Genomic DNA, 255 nt, shown 5'->3' on the forward strand with positions numbered 1-255 from the left:
AGTGTCCGGACCCCAAAGGCCTTGTCCACCACTCGGACAGGGGCTTCCAGTACTGCGGCAAGGCCTATGTCGCCATATTGAAGAAGGCCGGGATAAGGTCAAGCATGGGTGAAGCGGGCAACTGCTATGACAACGCAATGGCGGAAAGGGTAAACGGCATACTCAAAACCGAATACCTGTTGGATGCCAAGTTCGCCAACCAAAAGGAAGCATACGCGGCGGCAAAACACGCGGTATGGGCATACAACGACAAGA

General features: G+C 54.5%; 1 protein-coding gene. It reads left to right on the forward strand.

All coding sequences use genetic code 11. The annotated features are described in order from the left end of the window. Positions 1–255: integrase core domain-containing protein (locus tag L0U89_RS20735; RefSeq protein WP_234863211.1), on the forward strand; the 255-nt coding region annotated here is incomplete at both ends.

The sequence above is a fragment of the Mariniradius sediminis genome (assembly GCF_021491425.1).
Classification (GTDB): Bacteria; Bacteroidota; Bacteroidia; order Cytophagales; family Cyclobacteriaceae; genus Mariniradius; species Mariniradius saccharolyticus.